The sequence below is a fragment of the Prevotella melaninogenica genome (genome assembly GCF_013267595.1).
GTDB lineage: Bacteria > Bacteroidota > Bacteroidia > Bacteroidales > Bacteroidaceae > Prevotella > Prevotella melaninogenica_D.
The window spans coordinates 753,520-772,286 of the sequence record NZ_CP054011.1 but is presented as its reverse complement, the minus strand read 5'-3'; the positions used below and the strand labels follow the sequence as shown (position 1 = coordinate 772,286).

The 18,767-nt window shown below is 39.1% G+C and carries 18 protein-coding genes and 1 pseudogene; 10 read left to right on the top strand and 9 right to left on the bottom strand.

All coding sequences use genetic code 11. The features are described 5' to 3' along the window. Positions 1 to 812 precede the first annotated feature (812 nt). The 5 genes and pseudogenes from FIU21_RS08425 to FIU21_RS08405 all read left to right on the top strand — a co-directional run bounded on the left by FIU21_RS08425 (position 813) and on the right by FIU21_RS08405 (position 7,395). The gene (locus FIU21_RS08425) at positions 813 to 2,756 is read left to right on the top strand and encodes a glycogen debranching enzyme N-terminal domain-containing protein (RefSeq protein WP_004361295.1); all 1,944 of its coding nucleotides are present in this window, start codon (positions 813 to 815) and stop codon (positions 2,754 to 2,756) included. A 14-nt stretch (positions 2,757 to 2,770) separates the two neighbouring features. Continuing rightward, positions 2,771 to 4,039: a glycosyltransferase family 4 protein gene (locus tag FIU21_RS08420; protein ID WP_004361294.1), complete on the top strand. Its 1,269-nt coding sequence runs from the start codon at positions 2,771 to 2,773 to the stop codon at positions 4,037 to 4,039. Positions 4,040 to 4,087: 48 nt separating this feature from the next. Then, on the top strand, positions 4,088 to 5,533 hold the full coding sequence (locus FIU21_RS08415; RefSeq protein WP_004361293.1) for an alpha-amylase: 1,446 nt from the start codon (positions 4,088 to 4,090) through the stop codon (positions 5,531 to 5,533). Between the two features lie 447 nt (positions 5,534 to 5,980). Beyond that, positions 5,981 to 6,199: pseudogene (locus FIU21_RS08410) on the top strand (transposase); the annotation flags it as partial. Between the two features lie 152 nt (positions 6,200 to 6,351). After that, positions 6,352 to 7,395, top strand: coding sequence for an IS1595 family transposase (locus FIU21_RS08405; protein WP_004361292.1), 1,044 nt, complete (start codon positions 6,352 to 6,354; stop codon positions 7,393 to 7,395). Positions 7,396 to 7,529: 134 nt separating this feature from the next. On the opposite strand, the gene FIU21_RS08400 is transcribed toward FIU21_RS08405, so the two are convergent. From FIU21_RS08400 to FIU21_RS08390, 3 genes are read right to left on the bottom strand one after another with little or no spacing between them, the layout of a single operon-like run. Continuing rightward, entirely contained in the window at positions 7,530 to 8,099 is a 570-nt protein-coding gene (locus FIU21_RS08400) for a UpxY family transcription antiterminator (RefSeq protein WP_004361291.1), read from the bottom strand. 24 nt (positions 8,100 to 8,123) lie between these two features. Continuing rightward, a complete protein-coding gene (locus tag FIU21_RS08395) occupies positions 8,124 to 8,693 on the bottom strand; it encodes an anthranilate synthase component II (protein WP_004361290.1) in 570 nt (189 codons plus the stop codon). A gap of 28 nt (positions 8,694 to 8,721) precedes the next feature. Further along, positions 8,722 to 9,387: a phosphoribosylanthranilate isomerase gene (locus FIU21_RS08390; RefSeq protein ID WP_036886812.1), complete on the bottom strand. Its 666-nt coding sequence runs from the start codon at positions 9,385 to 9,387 to the stop codon at positions 8,722 to 8,724. Between the two features lie 241 nt (positions 9,388 to 9,628). Between FIU21_RS08390 and FIU21_RS13420 the strand changes: the two genes are divergently transcribed. Continuing rightward, complete coding sequence (locus tag FIU21_RS13420) at positions 9,629 to 9,757, top strand: hypothetical protein (protein WP_004361286.1); 129 nt, start codon at positions 9,629 to 9,631, stop codon at positions 9,755 to 9,757. Positions 9,758 to 9,764: 7 nt separating this feature from the next. After that, positions 9,765 to 10,421: a ribulose-phosphate 3-epimerase gene (rpe, locus tag FIU21_RS08385; protein WP_004361284.1), complete on the top strand. Its 657-nt coding sequence runs from the start codon at positions 9,765 to 9,767 to the stop codon at positions 10,419 to 10,421. Between the two features lie 96 nt (positions 10,422 to 10,517). Here rpe and FIU21_RS08380 read toward each other — a convergent pair whose 3' ends face one another. Further along, entirely contained in the window at positions 10,518 to 11,114 is a 597-nt protein-coding gene (locus FIU21_RS08380; RefSeq protein ID WP_004361282.1) for a sigma-70 family RNA polymerase sigma factor, read from the bottom strand. Positions 11,115 to 11,234: 120 nt separating this feature from the next. Next, entirely contained in the window at positions 11,235 to 11,720 is a 486-nt protein-coding gene (locus tag FIU21_RS08375; RefSeq protein ID WP_004361279.1) for a DUF6359 domain-containing protein, read from the bottom strand. Positions 11,721 to 12,466: 746 nt separating this feature from the next. Here FIU21_RS08375 and FIU21_RS13465 point away from each other — a divergent pair. Both FIU21_RS13465 and FIU21_RS13460 read left to right on the top strand, forming a co-directional pair. Then, on the top strand, positions 12,467 to 12,655 hold the full coding sequence (locus tag FIU21_RS13465) for a hypothetical protein (protein ID WP_004361278.1): 189 nt from the start codon (positions 12,467 to 12,469) through the stop codon (positions 12,653 to 12,655). Between the two features lie 117 nt (positions 12,656 to 12,772). After that, positions 12,773 to 13,036, top strand: a complete 264-nt coding sequence (locus tag FIU21_RS13460) for a hypothetical protein (protein WP_004361276.1) — start codon at positions 12,773 to 12,775, stop codon at positions 13,034 to 13,036. 451 nt (positions 13,037 to 13,487) lie between these two features. Here the strand turns inward: FIU21_RS13460 and FIU21_RS08365 are convergent, their stop codons facing one another. From FIU21_RS08365 to FIU21_RS08350, 4 genes are all read right to left on the bottom strand, one after another. Then, a complete protein-coding gene (locus FIU21_RS08365) occupies positions 13,488 to 15,056 on the bottom strand; it encodes a peptide chain release factor 3 (protein WP_004361274.1) in 1,569 nt (522 codons plus the stop codon). A 129-nt stretch (positions 15,057 to 15,185) separates the two neighbouring features. Further along, entirely contained in the window at positions 15,186 to 16,070 is an 885-nt protein-coding gene (rfbD, locus tag FIU21_RS08360) for a dTDP-4-dehydrorhamnose reductase (protein ID WP_004361272.1), read from the bottom strand. A 12-nt stretch (positions 16,071 to 16,082) separates the two neighbouring features. Beyond that, positions 16,083 to 16,691 (bottom strand): DUF4924 family protein, encoded by a 609-nt coding sequence (locus FIU21_RS08355; RefSeq protein ID WP_004361270.1) that lies wholly within the window; start codon positions 16,689 to 16,691, stop codon positions 16,083 to 16,085. A gap of 9 nt (positions 16,692 to 16,700) precedes the next feature. After that, complete coding sequence (locus tag FIU21_RS08350; RefSeq protein ID WP_004361268.1) at positions 16,701 to 17,387, bottom strand: LysE family translocator; 687 nt, start codon at positions 17,385 to 17,387, stop codon at positions 16,701 to 16,703. A gap of 131 nt (positions 17,388 to 17,518) precedes the next feature. Here FIU21_RS08350 and FIU21_RS08345 point away from each other — a divergent pair, with 131 nt between their 5' ends. Next, on the top strand, positions 17,519 to 18,520 hold the full coding sequence (locus tag FIU21_RS08345) for an ROK family protein (RefSeq protein ID WP_036886809.1): 1,002 nt from the start codon (positions 17,519 to 17,521) through the stop codon (positions 18,518 to 18,520). Positions 18,521 to 18,767 lie beyond the last annotated feature (247 nt).

Below are 18,767 nucleotides of genomic sequence, written 5' to 3'. Positions count from 1 at the left end.
AAATAGTTATAGATTTTATCTAAACTACTTATAGAAATATTGAATGCAGGTTATGAGTGTTCAGCAAAGGGTTCTCATGTAAGTAGGTTTTATTGGCATTCTCTCTCTTATTATAGAGATAGTAGTACTCCCTTCTTACCTTTTTTGCTAAGGTTTTATTGCCCCGCACAATATGTGCGGAGGCTTCGCACACATGGTGTTGGTACTTAACACGCATGGTCTTGTGTACCAAATATTCTGCGATCTATTGTTTGGATGAGTGCAGATTGTTTTTATGAAAAACGTTATATTTTACTCTGAAAAAGGCTCTTTTTTGGTTGGGAAACGATACCATGGTAATAAGAAATATACATATGGTGGTCTAATGAGTGATTTGGGTTTAAGAGTAATATGATATTTTCTGTTCAGTTTAAATCTGTTCAAGCACTGATAAGCCAGTTGAAAGAAAAATCAAATTTGCTGTCACTTCTGTCATCTCATATGAGATGCTAACAAATTAGTTTACAGTTAGTTCTATGGAAATGTTAAAATGACAGCAAATTAAATTAAAATTAAATTTGTAATAAGAGCCATATTACCCTTCTCATCCTATTAAGTTTTATAACAGCAAACACAAGAAAACTGAATATTTCGAAGATGAGAATGGGAGACTTGTAGAGGAATGTTTTATTGTACACTAATAATTGTAAATATTATCTTACTTTATGATGCCATTATGAAAAATATTTGTATCTTTGAAGAGCCGAACGGCAAAGTCTGTAAGGACTTCTACCAAAGGACAAATAAAAACCAAACAATAAACCTTAAAAGACATGAGCTACTTAAAATTTGAAAAAGCTCTGATGACCAATCTTCAAGATTCGCTTCCCAGAGAGCTGTTACGAACGAATCGCTCTGGTGCCTATTCTTGTTCGACGATTGTTGACTGTAACACACGCAAGTACCATGGACTGCTTGTTGTTCCTGTTCCTGAACTGGACGATGAGAATCACGTACTGCTGAGTTCGCTCGACCCTACCGTCATTCAGCATGGTGCCTCTTTCAATCTGGGTTTGCACAAGTATCAGGGCAATAACTTTAGTCCACAAGGACATAAGTATATTCGTGAATTTGACTGTGATACTGTTCCAACTACGCTTTATAGGGTAGGTGGTGTCTTGTTAAAAAAAGAGGTTGTCTTCCAGCATTATGAAGACCGTATTTTAATCCGTTATACTTTATTAGAGGCTCACTCAAAGACTACTTTGCAGTTCCGCCCATTCCTTGCTTTTCGTAGTGTTCGCCAGTTCACTCATGAAAATGGTGCTGCTAATCGTTCGTATGAGGTTGTAGATAATGGTATCAGCATGTGTATGTATGCTGGTTATCCATCGCTCTTTATGCAGTTCTCAAAGAAGAATGAGTTTCACTTTGAACCCTACTGGTATCGTGGATTGGAATATCCAAAGGAGCAGGAGCGTGGTTATGCTTCTAATGAGGACCTTTATGTTCCTGGTTTTTTTGAGATGAATATCAGCAAGGGCGAAAGTATTGTCTTTGCAGCATCAACGGCAGAATGTCGTACATCAACTTTGAAGAATCTGTTTGACAAGGAAGTGGAGTCACGTAGTCCACGTGATAACTTCTTCCATTGCCTTGTCAATGCTGCTCATCAGTTCCATAATCGTACAAAGAACGATGAGCGTTATATTCTTGCAGGCTATCCTTGGTTCAAGTGTCGTGCTCGTGACCAGTTTATTGCTTTACCAGGACTTACTTTGAGTATCGAAGAACAAGATTACTTCGAACTGGTAATGGAGACAGCTGCAAAGGGATTACGTGAGTTTATGGAAGGTAAGCCGCTCAGCGTGAAGATATACGAGATGGATAAACCAGACGTTCCTCTTTGGTGTGTGTGGTCAATCCAGCAGTATGCAAAGGAGGCTGGTAAGGAGCGTTGTAGAAAACTCTACATGGGTTTGATTCGTGATATCGTTGATTATCTCTTAGCAAGTAAGCATCCAAACCTCACTTTAGATACGAATGGATTGCTCTATGCTGATGCAAAGGGAGAGGCGATAACATGGATGAACTCCATGAATAATGGTCAACCAGTTGTTCCACGCTCTGGGTATATCGTAGAGTTTAATGCGCTTTGGTACAATGTACTACGCTTTACAGCCGCAATGGAGATGGAGAGTGGCAATGAGGAGCGTGCAAACGAACTTGATGCACTTGCAGAGAAATGTAAGGTTTCATTTGTTGAAACATTCCTCAATGAGTATGGCTACCTTTATGACTATGTTGATGGTAGAATGGTTGACTGGAGTGTACGCCCTAATATGGTGTTTGCTGTAGCACTTGATTATTCTCCACTTGACCAAAAGCAGAGGAGGGGAGTCTTAGATGTTTGTACACGAGAGCTACTCACACCAAAGGGACTACGTTCGCTTTCTCCAAAGAGTGGCGGATATAACCCGATGTACACTGGCCCACAGAGTCAGCGTGACCTTGCCTATCATCAAGGAACAGCTTGGCCATGGTTGGGTGGCTTCTATCTTGAGGCCTGCTTGAAGCTTTATAAGCAGACACGTCTGAGCTTTGTAGAACGTCAGTTAGTAGGTTATGAAGATGAGATGATTAATCATTGTCTTAGTACACTACCCGAACTCTTCGACGGTAATCCACCGTTTAATGGACGTGGGGCTATCTCCTTTGCCATGAACGTAGCTGAGGTGCTTCGTACGTTAGAATTACTTGAAAAGTATAAATTTTAAGAGGAGGAACCGGTATGAAAGTTTTAATGTTTGGATGGGAGTATCCTCCTCATGTATATGGTGGTTTAGCAACTGCTAACTTTGGTATTTCAGAAGGTCTGCATGCACAGGGTGATGTTGAGACGATTCTCTGTTTGCCACATCCTTTTGGTGATGAAGACCATACTTATGCTGAGATTGTAGCAATGAATCATGTGCCTATCGCTTATCGTGAATTGGGTTATGATTATGTAAAGAGTCGTCTTGGCAATATTATGTCACCAGAACTTTACTACAAGTTGCGTGAGCATATTTATGCCGACTTCAATTATATGAACGTCAACGACCTTGGTGCAATGGATTTTGCTGGAGGTTATCCTTCCAATCTGCACGAGGAAATTAATAATTATTCGATTATTGCTGGTGTTGTTGCACGTACATATGATTTCGATATTATTCATGCACATGACTGGTTGACTTATCCTGCTGGTATTCATGCCAAGCGTGTGTCAGGTAAGCCTTTGTGTATTCATGTACATGCAACCGACTTCGACCGTTCACGTGGTAAGGTTAATCCAACCGTATATGGTATAGAAAAGGATGGTATGGATAATGCTGATTGCATTATGTGTGTGTCAGAACTTACACGCCAGACGGTAATTAATCAGTATCATCAGGATCCACGTAAAGTGTTTACGGTTCATAATGCCGTTTATCCTTTGTCACAGGAGATTGTTGATATCCCACGTCCTGACCATAAGGGTAAGGAGAAGATTGTTACTTTTCTTGGTCGTTTGACGATGCAGAAAGGGCCAGAATACTTTGTCGAGGCCGCCAATATGGTGTTACATCGTACACGTAACGTTCGTTTCTGTATGGCAGGCTCAGGGGATATGATGGATCAGATGATTTATCTTGCTGCTGAAAGAGGTATTGCGGACCGTTTCCATTTCCCTGGTTTTATGCGTGGGAAGCAGGTTTACGAGTGTTTGAAGGCCTCTGATGTCTATGTTATGCCGTCTGTCAGTGAGCCTTTTGGTATCTCTCCTTTGGAGGCAATGCAATGTGGTACACCGAGTATCATTTCAAAACAGAGCGGTTGTGCAGAAATTCTTAACAACTGTATCAAGGTAGACTATTGGGATATTCATGCGCTTGCTGATGCTATTTACTCCATTTGTCATAATGAGAGCCTCTTCGATTATCTCTCTGTAGAGGGTAAGCGGGAAGTGGACCAGATAACATGGGAGAAGGTTGGTGCGTGGATTCGTGAACTTTACCTTCGTACCTTGGGTTGGCAATAAAAGCCATGAGAGTACTAATAACCTTTTTAAAACTAAAACAAAAAGATAATGAAAACAATCTGTTTATATTTCGAGATACACCAGGTAATTCATCTGAAACGTTACCGCTTCTTTGATATTGGTACCGACCATTATTATTATGACGATTTTGAGAACGAACGTTCTGTATCAGAAATCGCTGAGAGAAGCTATATGCCAGCATTGGATACGCTGTTGCAGATGATTAAAGACAATGGGAAAGCATTTAAGGTAGCCTTCTCTCTTTCGGGTGTGGGTATTGAGCAACTTGAAATGCATGCTCCACAGGTGCTTGACAAACTGCAAGAACTGAATAATACAGGCTGTGTAGAATTTCTTGCAGAACCTTACTCTCATGGTTTAGCATCATTAGCTAATGAGGAAAGCTTTAAGTCTGAAGTAAAGCGTCAGGCTCAGAAGATTAAGGAATACTTTGGTCAGACACCAAAGATATTACGTAACTCATCACTTATTTATAGTGACGATATTGGTTTGATAGCTTCTCAGATGGGCTTTAAGGGAATGTTGACAGAGGGTGCAAAACATGTCTTGGGTTGGAAGAGTCCACATTATGTATATAACTGTGCTCTTGCTCCTAACTTAAAACTTCTGTTGCGTGATGTGAAGTTGAGTGATGATATCTCATTGCGTTTCAATAATTCAGATTGGGATGGCTATCCATTGTTTGCTGATACATATATGGCACAGATTGCAGCACTCCCAGATGAAGAGCAGGTAATCGGTATCTTTATGAACCTTTCAGCACTTGGTATAGAACAGCCATTGTCAAGTAATATTCTTGAGTTCTTCAAAGCGTTACCAGTTTGTGCTAAGCAGCAGGGTATTACCTTCTCTACTCCAACTGAAATTTGCATGAAATTGAAGAGTGTTGACAATCTCTATGTGCCAGATACCTTGAGTTGGATGGATGAAGAACGTGATGTCAGCACATGGTTGGGTAATCCAATGCAGCGTGAAGCTTTTAACAAGTTGTATAGTATTGCTGATCGTGTACGTATTGCTAACGACCCACGTATCAATCAAGACTGGGACTATTTGCAGGCAAGTGATAACTTCCGTTTTATGTCAACCAAACCTTCACGTGTTGGAATGGATCGTGGTATCTATGATAGTCCATTTGATGCCTTCACCAATTATATGAATATTCTTGGCGACTTCTTGAATCGTGTCAATACGCTTTATCCTGCTGATATTGATAATGAGGAGTTGAATAGCTTGCTTACCACTATCCGCAACCAGGGCGATGAGATTGAAATGAGAACTAATGATATTAGTAATCTTCAAGCAAAGGTTGACAAATTGGAAGTTGAAGGTGATAAACTTCGTGCGCAGTTAGAGAAGAAATCGTCAGCGAAGAAGGCTACTACATCAAAGACTGCAGCAAAGAAACCTGTAAAGAAAACTTCTGCTAAAAAAGCTGTAAAGGCTGTTGCTGAAGAAGTGAAAGCTAAGTAAGTCTTTTATAACATACGCCTAACGCTCATATAGCAAACTGGTGAATCTATCAGTTATGCTATATGAGCGTTTTTTACAAATAACGTATTTTCATGTCATTGGTTTTGTAAACTATTTTTTATATGCTTTAAAGTCGATACATACTCTTTTGGCTTCTAAAAGACGCCTAATAGGCTTGCAAAAGATGCCCTTTTGAGGTCTAACTAACGCCCTTTTGAAGTCCAATTGAGCATCTTTTCTTGTGCTACTTTGTAACCAACTGATTTTCTTTTAGTTACAAACCTGCTTTTGATATGTGTTTTTGTTGTTATTTATAGAGGTTTTATCTGAAATTATGTAATGATTTTTTTCTGTGTGGTGATGTTAGGACTAAAGAATGTTAATTTAAACAATCTTTCTTTATAAACATCTGTAATTCAATTTCTTTTGCAAGAAATGATGAACTTAATGTTACTTAAAGATTTCTTTCAAACATTTCCTGACGAAGAAAGCTGTATAGACTATTTTCGTCAGATTCGGGAAGATGTAGGAATTACCTGTCCTAAATGTGGCTATACTGAGCACAAATGGTTAGATGGTAGAAAAGCATTTCAATGTAAGACTTGTGGTTGTCGTACTCTCCTAACAAAGGGTACTGTTATGGAAAGAAGTCACATACCCCCTTATATGATTGTACCGCAAATTACACATCTGATATAAAGTGGAGAAACTATAATATAAGATATTAACATTTGTTAGGACTAAAGAATGTTAATTTAGGCAATCTTTCTTTATAAACATCTGTAATTCAATTTCTTTTGCAAGAAACGATGAACTTAATGTTACTTAAAGATTTCTTTCAAAAATTTCCTGACGAAGAAAGCTGTATAGACTATTTTCGTCAGATTCGAGAAGAAGTAGGAATTACCTGTCCTAAATGTGGCTATACTGAGCATAAATGGTTAGATAGTAGAAAAGCATTTCAATGTAAGACTTGTGGTTATCGTACTCCCCTAACAAAGGGTACTGTTATGGAAAGAAGTCACATACCCTTATATGATTGGTTCTTTACAGCTCACATGATGACTTCATTCAAGCAAGTCCTTTCTGCAAAAGAGATTCAATATCAATTAGAACGAAAAGATTACCCTTCCGTATGGCTGATGATGATGAAGTACCGTGATATCATGGGTAAAAGAGAAGCACAATATAGCTTATCAGCACAGGTAGAACTGGATGTATCTTACTTTCAAACCTCTGTTATAACAGATCCTGAATCCGAAGATATTGAGAAAGAGACCAAAATGGTACAAACGCCTGTATTGGTAATTGCAGAAAGTAAGCCTGTGGATGAAATATTGCGCGAGTATCTTACAAATATAACTGAAAACAAGTACGTTAACAAAGCATCAAAACTTCTCAGGAGGTCTTCTACACAGAAAGTCAAGAAGGTTGTACGTTATATCAAGATGTTCGCTATGCCCGATAGTAAATATGCCTCCATAAAACCATATGTAGAAAAGGCTGTGAGTCCCACTGCTAAAGTTGTTACTGACGGAGGAACAAATCTTATAAGACTGAGAGAGTTGTTCTGTCATGAATCTTATAGGGAAACGGAAGGGGAGGTGCATGAGGTGGTGACTAAGGTTCTGCCGTGGGTACATATAGTAACAGGAGAATGTCGTAGTGCAATAGAGGCTATTCATAAGGAAGTGGATCAAAGATTTCTCCAACTCTATCTCAACGAGTATTGTTGGAAGTTCAATCGTCGATTCTTCCGGGACAGTAAGCTGCCGAAGTATGATTTGTTTTATAAACTCATAAGGACTGCCGCAAATTACACATCTGATATAAAGTGGAGAAACTATAATACAGGATATTAACATTTATTAGTCCGAACATCACCACACAGAATGATTTTTTAAAGCCTTATTTGAATCTTTGAAGTATTTTAGAAAAAGTTTTCTGTGTCTGAGAATGATAATAAAAATAGGTAGTGATACAGCCAATATGGAACTTATTTCTCCTCCATTGGAACGCAGCACCAGCGAGAAACTTTGAGCATTACACCTATACCTGGGATTTCTTTTAGGAGATAATACTTCTTGCTTGAGCGAACTAATCGCCCAGTCATCCCCTTTAATGGTCCAAACTTAACAAGAACCTCGTCCCCAGCTTTCATTTGTGCCTCGTCTGAAGAGAGGAACTTACGCATCATTATTTCTGGATTACACATCAAACGGAACTCATACATCTGGTCATGGGGGATAAGTGCATACTCTTGTGAATCCTTAGCTTTCTTTACAACGCTAATCTTATAGTTGGCTTCTTGTACAATCTTCTGAAATGAAATGTCTTCTCCAGGCATTTTCACAAAGATAAGATTACGAACAACAGGACGAAGAACAGAGTGAGGCTTACCATCACGCCCTTCTACATCGACATATTGTTCTGGAACGAAACATTCCAAACCATGACTTGTAAAGTAGGTTCTCACTTCTTCAAGCTTCAGTGTGAATAGCCACACTGCATACCAAGGTGTTCCATCATCAATGACTCCGTCTATATAGCTTGCTGCTGTTGTCATAGTTTGTACAAGAATAATTATTTGTTAGATGTGTAACCAATTAGCCATAATCCTTTTCCCATCTGGTGTTAGAACGCTCTCTGGGTGGAATTGGATGCCATAGATGTTATGCGTTCTATGGCGTAATGCCATGATTAGTCCCTCTTTGCTTTCGGCTATTGTTTCTAAGCAATCGGGGAAATTTGTTCTCTCTACGACCCAACTATGATAGCGTCCCACGAGAAAGTTTTTAGGCAAACCAGCAAACAATGGCGTTTCAACGATTTGTGTGGTTTCAGTTGTTACACCATGGAAGACATCAGACAAATTCTTCAACTTTGCTCCGAATACCTCACCAATGGCTTGATGTCCTAAGCAAACACCCAAGATAGGCTTTACCCCAGCATAACGATGAATAACGTCCAATAGTAAGCCAGCTTCTGAAGGAACCCCAGGGCCAGGACTTAAAACAATACGATCGTAGTTATTCAAATCTTCAAGGGAGAACTGATTGTTGCGAACAACCGTTACATCAACTCCTAATTCCTTTATGAGATGAACAAGATTATAGGTGAAAGAATCGTAGTTATCAATGATAACACAATTTGTTTTCATTCGTGTATCAACCTTCTAATCAATAGACTTACTTTACCTTCTCAAGAAAGTCCTTTAGTAAAGCAACATCCTTTACCGCTGGTGCTGTCTCAAACTTCTCGTTCACACTGATACCATAGAACTTGGGGTGAGAAAAACCTTTAATCTTCTCAATATCTTCGGTACCAATATTTCCACTTACAAGGAAAGGAACTTTCCCGTCATACGCTTTCAAAATGCTCCAATCCTTTAGATTATCTTGGATGTCAAAGAGGAAATAATCAACCCCTTCTGCATATTCCTTGTATTTCTCAATGTCCTCACGCTTTGTAATAACAATGCGTTTCATAATCTGTATTCCAGCATGAATGTCTGGGTCAAGGGTGCGGCGAAGATTATCAATCATCACCATACTCTCTTCTCCATTAAGTTGGATGAAATCAAGATTGAAGTTTACAACACGTGTAACAATATTCTGTGGCATGTCATCAGCAAAGACTCCACAAAGAGTAGGTCTTTGTTGCTGTAGAGATGATTCGTCTGACGATAAGTCAGACAGCGTCCCATAATCGGGAATAATACCAGCACATGACGATATCTGACTAACATAACGTTCGCTCTTAGGCTGGAAATCCAATCCTACCCAGTCTATGCCAAGTTGAGAAACTTCGTGAATATTGTGGGCATCACGCATGCCGCATACCTTTATAATCATATAGATATAAAAATCTCAAATACTTTTACGCTACAAACTTACATAAAATTATCGAATTATACGCTTGTGAAATAAAGAAAAACTCTTTTATTTAAAGGAATGATGAATTAAAAGGAAGAATACAAGAGTATCCTATAAAATTAATGCATATAAAGTGAAAATATTCTTGTAAGAAGATATAATAATATCTACCATATAGCGTTTAGATGACATATAACTCTCAACAACTTATTTTTGGCCTATGGTTAGAATATTTACTTCCGAAGAACTTAAGCCGTCTGAGAAGACGCTTAATATTATCCGACAGATAGCTTATACCTATCGTGTCATTAAAATCAATGGGAAGATGCAAACCTTCTGTTTGAATTAATATTTATATGGAAATAATAGTATCACCTTCCCTGCTCTCCGCTGACTTCCTTCATTTGGATAAGGAGATTGAAATGATTAATGAAAGTGAGGCTGATTGGCTTCACATGGATGTAATGGATGGCGTCTTTGTCCCTAATATCTCTTTTGGTTTTCCTGTGCTTGAAGCAGTAGGTAAGGCATGTAAGAAGCCAATGGACGTACACTTTATGATTGTTCATCCAGAGAACTATATTCAACAGACAGCTGACACTGGTGCAGCTATCATGAATGTTCAGTATGAGGCTTGTGTTCATTTACATCGAACGATACAAGCGATTCATGCTGCTGGTATGAAAGCTGGTGTGACGCTTAATCCTTCAACACCTGTCAATGTTCTTGAGGATATTATTGGTGATGTAGATATCGTTCAGCTTATGAGTGTAAATCCTGGTTTTGGTGGACAGAAATTCATAGAGAGCAGTATCAAGAAAGTACAACGCCTTCGTCAGTTGATTGAGCGTGAAGGTAGTAATGCACTGATAGAGGTTGATGGCGGTGTACAGGCTGACACGGCTCCTCGTTTGGTTGAAGCTGGTGTCGACATTCTTGTTAGTGGCAGTTATGTCTTTAAGGCTGCAGATCCTAAGGCAACTATCCATTCACTCAAACAATTACATAGATAATTATAAGGTATAAAAGATACCCTCACTTGTTCTTAACGTAATAGTTAAGAGATAAGTGAGGGCGTTTTATATCGTTAAGAAAAGAACTATTTGTTCTTATGTTAGTTGCAAACTTACTTTGTGTTCACGAACCATTCTCCGCAAGTTGAATATGGCATAACGCATACGCCCAAGGCTGGTGTTAATGCTAACGCCTGTTGTTTCAGCAATCTCTTTAAAAGACATCTCTTGATAGAAACGCATAAATACCACTTCACGTTGTGTCGCAGGAAGAAGGTTCATCATTCGTTTTACATCAGAGAGTGTCTGACTGTTAATGAATTGACACTCAATGTTATCAATAACAGTATCATCACCACCAACATTAGATAGGTCATTATCCTTAGGGGCATCAATCACCTTGTCTGCACGCTGCGCACGATACCAGTCCATAATCACATTATGAGCGATACGCATAATCCATGCAGAGAACTTACCTGTTGGTGAGTATCTTCCCTGTTGCAACTTCGTGATAATCTTTACGAAGGTTTCTTGAAACAAGTCATCAGCAGCATCCCTATCACGCACAACGAATAGAATATACGAAAAAAGTTTCGATTGATTGCGCGATAGCAACAAATCGAAAGCATCGTTGCTTCCTTCAATGTATGACAATGCCAACTGCTCGTCGGTCATCTCATTCAGATTCTTCATTTTCAATTTTCTTTCTTATGAAGTAGAAGTTTATCGATAGGCTTTTCTAACTTATATAATTATTTGGGAATGCAAATATAATCATTTTTCTTATTTAGAGCAAATCTTTTATATAAAAAGTCATTCGTCCAACCATTCACTTGCTAATATATGTTTTTTCATCCCTGGTATTCCCAAGTACTTTTGTTTAATTCCGAAGAAGGCAATATGTTTACCATAGTTTTGCGGATTGGCTGCTAAGCCTATTTCTTCTTTCATTTGTTTGTTAACCATTTGGATGGAAATAACATTCTCAGGCTCAGCCTCTTCTGGGTCGTCAGCTAATAGAATTGCAGAGTCAAACGTGAAAGGTGCTTCCCATTCAGCCTGCTTGATACTTCGTTTGCAAGCACCAACAATATAACCATGTACCCAAACTCCATTATTCCCAAAGTCTCCTTTGATAAATTCCGAAACAGTATAGATCTTCGCTTCATTAGGGGAGTGAGAAGGTGAGTGCTTTTCTGTTTCGTCTTCATTATCATCATCTGATGGTAGAATTGTTTTACCACAACTAAACAATAGTACAGCTGTGAAAAGTAAGAAGGAAAGTTGGTTTATCTTCATAGAATTAAGTTTAATAATCTGATACAAAGATAAGTAAAGATTATCAATAAGTCAAGTGTTGGACTCGTTTTTATGAAATGTAGATTAACAAAAAAGAGGTTGGTGCAGGAAGCTACCAACCTCGAAAATGATTTAGCAAAATATCTAAATCAGTGAAAAACACATCGCAAATATAGGATAAATAGTGGAATAAAACAAATTTTATCAACAAAAAAATAAGTTTTTAACATTGTATGCGCACACATGGGCTAAATATGAAACGATAGGTTCTTCTGAAATATACCGTGATAAAGACGCTATATTTGGTGTAAAACGATAATACCTCTTTATACGAATAGTTTTATTTTTACTTTGCTGTCACTTTTAACACTTTGCGTAATACTGCTGTAAATGAGTAAGTTATATTCTTGAAGTGACTGACAGAAGTGATAGGAACTTTATTTTTGAGAGGATTGCTTTGCTGTAATCGCTTTTCTTATTTTATATTTAGTTATAAGACGAAAGAGATAATGACAATGCAGAGAGCATTCAATGACTATATTGAAATCTAAGGGCTTGTAGTGAAACAGATGTGCCAATATAAAAGAATGATTCCAACAGTAGTCGTTTATTGGAGAGCGCATACATGAGTACATGCTAAAAAGAATTCATATAAGGATTATACATTGATTTATAATTGCATATATCATAATTATTAGTAAAATTTGCAACGTGATTAAACTTTTTATTAATTAAATAAAGTTATTATGAATAAAATTCTACGCTTTGCTTTTCTTGCAGCATTCGCTGCTGTTAGTTCTTTATCTTTTGCTCAGAAAACAGTTACATTTGAAGCTGGTAAGGATAAGGGAACTGGTTTGACTGTTGAAAAGGATGGTGTTACTATTACTCTCAGCGCAGGTAAGGTAGATGATAAGTTTTCTTATCGTTTGTAGAAGGATGCTACAACAACAATTACTTCGTCTGCAGCAAACATTACCAATGTTGTCTTTGTATGTGATACATATAAAGCTGGTGGTAAGAGTTTCTTAGGTGATGGCTTTGATTCATCTATGGCAGGATTGACTGTTTCTGCTGACAAAATTAACGTAACATGGACAGGCGATAAGAACTCTGTTGAGTTCAAGACTCCTGGTCATCAGGTACGTGTTAAGAAGATCACCGTTACTTTGAAGAATGAGCCTGCTGGTATCAAGGAAGTTAACAATGGTACTGTAAATGAGAATGCACCTATCTATAACCTTGCTGGTCAGCGTGTAGGTAAGGATTACAAGGGTGTGGTTATTCAGAACGGTAAGAAGTTTATCAAGAAGTAAACAGTTTATTGAGTTGTCTGGTAAATCTCTCTCATTGAATATAGTTATTAGTGTCTTATTATATAAATGCAGGCATTTCTGAACACGTTTTCTAATCTTTAGCCGATGTGTTGAGCGTCCGCACATGTTGTGTTGATGCCCAACACATGTGGTGTGGATGCTTAGCACATATAGTGCGGTTGGCAAATAGACATCGTTTTGTGGGCAATCACTATTACAATATAATAGACGGGTAGAAGTCGTTTGCTGTTTTGAAGCGTGTGTATCTCTCTTAAGATAGAGCGATATTTCGATGAACAGAGAGTTAACTTTGGGTTTAAGTTCTGTCAGATAGCTTAACTTGTTTATAATGAGCGCGTTGTTAAAGTCTTATTTGCACGCCTAATCATATAAAAAAGCACCAAAGAAACGATATATTTCTTTGGTGCTTTTATCATGTCATGTTCTTAGATTAGAATTCACTTGTAAAGTGGAAACGGATATTCTCAAAGTCTTGCTGTGCCATACTTAGCACATAACCTGAGTCAGCGAGGAAGACGTCACGTCCCTCAATATCCTTAGCCATATACTGATATTTACGCTTCTTGAAGTTCTCTAACTCTTTCTCGTCGTCAGCCTCAATCCAACAAGCTTTATAGAGGTGTACAGGTTCCCAACGACACTTGGCATTATACTCATGCTCCAATCGATACTGGATAACCTCAAACTGAAGTTGTCCAACGGTTCCCACGATACGACGGTTGTTGAATTGATTTACAAATGACTGTGCAACACCTTCATTCATCAACTGCTCTATACCTTTTTGGAACTGCTTAGACTTCATTGGGTCATCGTTCTCAATGTATTTGAATAGTTCTGGTGAGAAGCTTGGTAGGCCGCGGAAGTGGATGTTTTCTCCCTCAGTTAGTGTGTCACCAATCTTAAATACACCACCACTATCAGGCAGACCAACGATGTCACCTGGGTAAGCCTCTTCTACTGTACTCTTGCGTTGAGCCATAAACTGAGTAGGAGAGGAGAAGCGCATCGTCTTTCCATTACGAATGTGGAGGTAAGGCTGGTTACGCTGGAACTTTCCAGAACATACCTTACAGAAAGCAATACAACTACGATGGTTAGGGTCGATATTGGCTGTAATCTTGAAAATGAAGCCTGTGAACTTTGGTTCACTTGGCTCAACCATACGCTCTTCTGCCTTAGTTGGACGTGGACTTGGTGCTATTTCAACGAAACAATCGAGCAACTCTTGCACACCAAAGTTATTCAATGCAGATCCGAAGAACACTGGTGCAACCTCTGCACGGCGATAAGCTTCAACATCAAAGTCAGGGTAAACACCATTGACTAACTCAAGGTCGTTGCGTAGCTGTTCAGCAAAGTCAGCACCTACTTGCTCGTCCAAATCATTTGAGTTGATATCTACTTCAACTTTCTCTGTCACACGCTGCTTGTTAGGTGTAAAGAGGTTCAACTGCTGTTCGTAGATGTTATATACACCCTTGAAGCGCTGGCCCTGGCCGATAGGCCATGAGAGTGGACGTACACTAATCTTGAGTTCTTCTTCCAACTCGTCTAAAACCTCGAATGGATTACGACCTTCACGGTCCATCTTATTGATAAAGATGATAACTGGTGTGTTGCGCATACGACACACCTCCATCAACTTACGTGTCTGAGCTTCCACACCCTTGGCAGAGTCAACAACGATGATAGCAGAGTCAACAGCCGTCAGTGTGCGATAAGTATCTTCTGCAAAGTCTTGGTGACCAGGAGTATCAAGGATATTTACCTTATAATCTTTATAGTCAAACTCCATTACAGAAGTTGATACAGAGATACCACGCTGTTTCTCAATATCCATCCAATCGGATGTAGCTGTCTTACGTATCTTGTTGCTCTTCACCGCACCAGCAACCTGAATCTGACCACCGAAGAGAAGGAATTTCTCAGTCAAAGTAGTCTTACCAGCATCTGGGTGAGAGATTATGGCGAACGTTCGCCTGCGTTCTATTTCATTCATTTGTTTTATATTCTTTGGGAGTAAAAACCTTGTCAGCTGTTGTTGAAGTGGAGCTAACTAATTAGCTTATAATTTTTTAAATCAATTTATAGCTGAACTAAGTCTAACAATCTTTCTTTTTAACTCCTATTATTTGTCTTGTTCCTGTAAGCCTTTCATGCACTTCTTCAGTGAATCAACCCAATATGGAATCTTTATGCCAAAGGTTTCCTTAATCTTTGTCTTATCAAGGACAGAGTAGGCAGGACGTGTAACAGGTGAAGGGAACTCGTCGCTGTGGCAAGGTTGGATGTCACATGCTGTGTTACCTGCAAGTTCTGCAATCTTTATAGTGAAGTCATACCAGCTACATACACCCTCATTAGAGAAGTGGTAGATGCCACTATTTCCTTCATACTTGCGGTTCTCAACGATATCGAAGATGGCATCTGCTAAGTCGCCAGCATAGGTTGGTGTTCCGCACTGGTCGAATACAACCTTCAGCTGTGGCTTAGTAGCTGTGAGATTCATCATCGTCTTAACGAAGTTATGACCAAACTCGCTGTAAAGCCATGCTGTACGAAGAATAATATGGTTTACACCAGTAGCTTGAATCTTCTCCTCACCATGTAGTTTTGTTAAACCATAAACGCCAGTAGGAGTACCCTTCATGTCCTCTTTGCAAGGAGTATTATATGGGTCGCCACCGAAGACATAGTCTGTGCTGACATGAACAAGCAAGCCACCAACCTCTTTCATAGCCTTTGCAAGGTTCTCTGGTGCAGTCGCATTGAGTAATTCAACAATCTCACCCGCCGTCTCTGCTTTGTCCACATTGGTCCACGCAGCGCAGTTGATGATACATTCAATCTTATTGTCTTGTACCATCTTGCGGATGTCTTCGAGATTAGTAATGTCTAACTTCGTATATCCCTCACATACGTCCGTGAAGATATAGTGGTCTTTACTCTGTTTAGATACAAGCTGTATCTCATTGCCAAGCTGTCCGTTAGCTCCAGTAACTAAAATATTCATAAGCTATCTCCTTTATTCTTCGCCGAAGTTTAAGCCTTCAGTCTTATCCTTTATGTAGTAGTCTGACAACATACCAATGAAAGTTGTTATCTCGTTAAGCGCACGAGTTGTCTCGGGGGTAATCTCTTTCTTCTGCAAACGAAGCATCATCACTCCATAAAGAAGGTCGAAACAGGTTTCAATCTCACTCTTTCCTAACTGCGCAGCAACACTCTTTAATCGTTCATCATTTGTACGTGCCATCTTGTCTGCTGTACGTTTTGTCTTACCTCTTAGCTCAACAATGAATGGTAAGACACGATAATATTCAGCAGAATAGAACGGAAACTTTGATGATTGCAGCAACTGTGCGTGCAACTCTGTAAGGTCCTGCATGAGCACCTTGTTAATCTGTAGGTGTCCACCTTCTCGACAACCTTCTTGATTCATCATGCGTACAAGGTCGCCAAACCAGTCTTCCTCTTCCTCCTTTTGTTCTTCGGTGTATTGGAACTGGTCGATATATTCTTTACGGATTCGTGTCAATGAGCAACCGTAAGCACGGATAGTATCTTCTATCTGCCACATATAAAGCAGATATTCTGCTATACTCTTCTTTCTTAATTCCTTAGCTACAAACATAAATTATCCTTATTCCATTAATCCGTCAATAGTTGGCAGATGATAAAGATTAAATACTGTACCCACAAGCATAATGATAGAAAACAGAATGACAACAGAACCTATAACCTTATTTATAATAAGAATACCATTGACATCAAACTTTCCTCTAATCTTATCTATCAACCATGATAAGCCATACCACCAAAGTAACGCACCAGCAGGGATACAGGCAAAACCTATAATCATCTCTAATGGGCGATTGGGCTGTACGAAAGCGAATTGTGCGTAACTTGCAATAAAGAGGAAGATAATCATTGGATTAGAAAGAGTTACCAAGAAGGCTGTAACGCCATTATGGAAGAGAGACCCCTTCTCCTTACCACTCTGATGAGCTTTCTTCATCGGATCAGACTTGAAGCAATAGATTCCAAAGAGTAATAATAATACACTTCCTGTAATCTGTACTATCAACTTATATGTAGGGTTTTCTAAAGGTCCCATAATGAAACTCATACCTAACCCTACGATAAGTGCATAAATTGTGTCGCTGATAGCGGCTCCAATACCTGTTATAAAACCATACCAACGTCCCTTGTTCAAAGTTCGTTGTATACATAATATTCCAACTGGACCCATGGGAGCCGATGCTATAATTCCAATAAGCAGTCCCTTGAAGATGAAATCCAATATATCTAATTGAATCGGAAATTGCATGCTTGTTATTTTGAGTGCAAAATTGCAAAAATAATACGAGATAAGCAAATTTACCTAACAAAACTTTGTGGCATTCCTCTTTTTTTCATAACTTTGCCCATAGTATATTCAAACTAAAAACTTATTATGTTATGGACGTAACAGAGCAGAAACCAGTTGTAACTGGATTGGAAAAGCCATTTGTAATTGGCTTGGATTTAGGAGGAACAAACGCAGTATTCGGTGTCGTAGATCAGCGTGGTCAGGTACTTGCCACCAATTCTATTAAGACACAGGCTTATAAGACAGTCGACGATTTTGTAGAAGCAGGTGTAGAGGCTATACGTCCTCTCGTTGCTAAATATGGTGGAATTGGTCAGTTCCGTGCTATGGGTATTGGTGCACCTAATGGTAACTTCTATCGTGGCACGATTGAGTTCGCACCAAACCTCTCATGGGGACACGATGGTGTTGTGCCATTGGGCGAAATGTTCTCAAAGAAGTTGGGTATTCCTGTTGGTCTTACCAACGATGCGAATGCTGCTGCTATTGGTGAGATGCAGTATGGTGTAGCACGCGGCTTGAAGGATTTCATCATGATTACTCTTGGTACAGGTGTAGGCTCAGGTATTGTTATCAATGGTCAGATGGTCTATGGTTCTGATGGCTTTGCTGGTGAGTTGGGTCATATAATTATGGTTCGTGGAGAGAAGGGTCGCACTTGTGGTTGTGGTCGTAGAGGTTGTTTGGAAACTTACTGCTCTGCAACTGGTGTTGCTCGCACAGCTCGTGAGTTCTTGCAGAATAGCAAGGAAGACTCTTTGTTGCGTGAGATGAAGCCAGAAGATATCACTTCTTTGGATGTTTCTATTGCTGCTGGTCGTGGCGATGCACTTGCTAAGCGTGTTTACGAGTTCACTGGTAATATGTTAGGTGAAGCTTGTGCTGACTTCGCAACCTTCTCTTCTCCAGAGGCTTTCATCTTCTTTGGTGGACTAACTAAGGCTGGTGACTTGTTGATGGAACCTATCATGCGTTCTTATAAGGAGCATGCTTTGGAAATCTTCAAGGACAAACCAAAGTTCTTGGTAAGTTCGCTTGACGATGCTGCAGCAGCCGTTCTTGGTGCTTCAGCTATTGGTTGGGAATTGTAATTAATGATATAAAGTCCAGAGTTCTTTTGAGTTATATGTGCAGTTTGTCTGCTTGTCTACTTGAAAGAGTCTAAAACTTATATATTCAAAGTAGGGACAAACACCCTTGTCAGACGTTCTTTTTATAATTAAAAGAACTGACTTGCGAGGTTGTTTGTCCCTATTATGTTTTATCTATATTACTAACTTTATATGATTTCCTTTTTATGATGATGTCTGTACGCTGTGTCTAAGTTGATAGAAAGCG

Bases quoted from the DNA above. Each gene is read 5' to 3' on its own strand.
- rfbD (WP_004361272.1), bottom strand. From the start codon at position 16,070: ATGAATATTTTAGTTACTGGAGCTAACGGACAGCTTGGCAATGAGATA.
- FIU21_RS08365 (WP_004361274.1), bottom strand. From the start codon at position 15,056: ATGAATGAAATAGAACGCAGGCGAACGTTCGCCATAATCTCTCACCCA.
- FIU21_RS08425 (WP_004361295.1), top strand. From the start codon at position 813: ATGAGCTACTTAAAATTTGAAAAAGCTCTGATGACCAATCTTCAAGAT.
- FIU21_RS08400 (WP_004361291.1), bottom strand. From the start codon at position 8,099: ATGACAACAGCAGCAAGCTATATAGACGGAGTCATTGATGATGGAACA.
- FIU21_RS13465 (WP_004361278.1), top strand. From the start codon at position 12,467: ATGAATAAAATTCTACGCTTTGCTTTTCTTGCAGCATTCGCTGCTGTT.
- FIU21_RS08380 (WP_004361282.1), bottom strand. From the start codon at position 11,114: ATGAAGAATCTGAATGAGATGACCGACGAGCAGTTGGCATTGTCATAC.
- FIU21_RS13460 (WP_004361276.1), top strand. From the start codon at position 12,773: ATGGCAGGATTGACTGTTTCTGCTGACAAAATTAACGTAACATGGACA.
- FIU21_RS08415 (WP_004361293.1), top strand. From the start codon at position 4,088: ATGAAAACAATCTGTTTATATTTCGAGATACACCAGGTAATTCATCTG.
- FIU21_RS08355 (WP_004361270.1), bottom strand. From the start codon at position 16,691: ATGTTTGTAGCTAAGGAATTAAGAAAGAAGAGTATAGCAGAATATCTG.
- FIU21_RS08405 (WP_004361292.1), top strand. From the start codon at position 6,352: ATGTTACTTAAAGATTTCTTTCAAAAATTTCCTGACGAAGAAAGCTGT.
- FIU21_RS08395 (WP_004361290.1), bottom strand. From the start codon at position 8,693: ATGAAAACAAATTGTGTTATCATTGATAACTACGATTCTTTCACCTAT.
- FIU21_RS08375 (WP_004361279.1), bottom strand. From the start codon at position 11,720: ATGAAGATAAACCAACTTTCCTTCTTACTTTTCACAGCTGTACTATTG.
- FIU21_RS08345 (WP_036886809.1), top strand. From the start codon at position 17,519: ATGGACGTAACAGAGCAGAAACCAGTTGTAACTGGATTGGAAAAGCCA.
- FIU21_RS13420 (WP_004361286.1), top strand. From the start codon at position 9,629: ATGGTTAGAATATTTACTTCCGAAGAACTTAAGCCGTCTGAGAAGACG.
- FIU21_RS08420 (WP_004361294.1), top strand. From the start codon at position 2,771: ATGAAAGTTTTAATGTTTGGATGGGAGTATCCTCCTCATGTATATGGT.
- FIU21_RS08350 (WP_004361268.1), bottom strand. From the start codon at position 17,387: ATGCAATTTCCGATTCAATTAGATATATTGGATTTCATCTTCAAGGGA.
- FIU21_RS08390 (WP_036886812.1), bottom strand. From the start codon at position 9,387: ATGATTATAAAGGTATGCGGCATGCGTGATGCCCACAATATTCACGAA.
- rpe (WP_004361284.1), top strand. From the start codon at position 9,765: ATGGAAATAATAGTATCACCTTCCCTGCTCTCCGCTGACTTCCTTCAT.